This window comes from Streptomyces durbertensis (assembly GCF_014156695.1).
In the GTDB taxonomy this organism is placed as follows: domain Bacteria; phylum Actinomycetota; class Actinomycetes; order Streptomycetales; family Streptomycetaceae; genus Streptomyces; species Streptomyces durbertensis.
The window spans coordinates 1-1,209 of sequence record NZ_WMLF01000792.1; the positions used below are offsets into that span (position 1 = coordinate 1).

The 1,209-nt window shown below is 77.9% G+C and carries 1 protein-coding gene; it reads right to left on the reverse strand.

Going from position 1 to position 1,209, the window contains the following annotated elements; all coding sequences use genetic code 11:
- Positions 1 to 399: 399 nt before the first annotated feature.
- Entirely contained in the window at positions 400 to 1,206 is an 807-nt protein-coding gene (locus GL263_RS26850) for an ABC transporter permease (RefSeq protein WP_182858327.1), read from the reverse strand.
- Positions 1,207 to 1,209: the final 3 nt, after the last annotated feature.

Here is a 1,209-nt window from a genome sequence, read left to right on the forward strand (position 1 = left end):
GGTGCGCTCACCCGCACATCGTGCCAGGCCGCCGCCCCGGCCGTCGGCCACGGGTCCGAAGATCGCCGCGAGGGCCGGTCCGCCGGGCCGTCACGTCCCCCGAACGGCAGGCGACCGCCGCCGGCGGGCCCTCGGTCCCGCCGCATCGGAGCCGAACAGCTGCACGCTGTCGCCTGGCCAGGGCGGTTCTGGTCACCGGACCCACGCGGTTCTGCCCGCCGGCTGCCAAGCTCACGCACGGCGCCGGGCGACCGGTGGCGGGACGCCGTCGCACGACGGTCGTCGGAGCTCGGCGGCCGGAGCATGGGCGGGGTCAGGTGAAAGCGGGGGGAGGCCATACCGGGGCGCGCGCCCGCGACGGCCGGGCGAGGCGGAGGGGCCGCCGGCTTTCCGGCGGCGTCAGCGGCGGGCGGCGCGGCGGTAGGCCCAGGCGGCCAGCACCAGCGTGACCACGCCGACGGCCGCGCAGACACCGAGGTCGACCATGACGGACGCCCAGTCCGGCGCCGGCTCGAAGGTCGCCATCAGCGCCTCCACCCCGTACGTGGACGGCAGCAGGTCCCGCGCCCACTGCAGCGGCAGCGGCATACCGGACGGCGGCAGCACGCCCAGCAGCAGCGCCGCCGACATGCCGAGCTGGCCGCAGACCGTCGCCAGCTCGGGGCGCGGGGCGAGCAGGCCGAGCGCCGCGCCCAGCCCGGCCAGCGCCGCGCCGGAGAGCGGGATGACGGCGAGCAGCACCCACAGCCCGGTCAGCGGGAGTTGGAAGAGCAGGCTGCCGGTGAGCGCGGTGACCAGCACGCCCGGCACGGTGAACGACGCGTACGCCGCCGCCACTCCGAGCACCACCGCCGCCGGCGGCACCGGCAGCGTCGCGTAGTGGTCGAGGCCGCCGGCCGCGCGGAGCTGGCCGAAGTACTGGGCGAGCAGGTTGAGGCCGACAAAGGCGACGACCAGCACGCTGGCGCCCGCGACGACCGCCCGGGCCTCCTCCCCCGGCCCGGCGGCGACGACGCCGCGCATCAGCACCATGATGCCGATGGACTGGAAGGTCGCGACGAAGAGCAGCGGGATGCGGGCCACCCGGGCCCGGGACAGCTGGGCCCGGTAGACGGCCGCCAGCGCCGGCCACAGTCGGGCGGCGGGGGCGAGTTCGGCGGGGTACGCGGGTGCGGCGGGCGCCGCGGGTCCGGCGGGGTCCGTCACGGC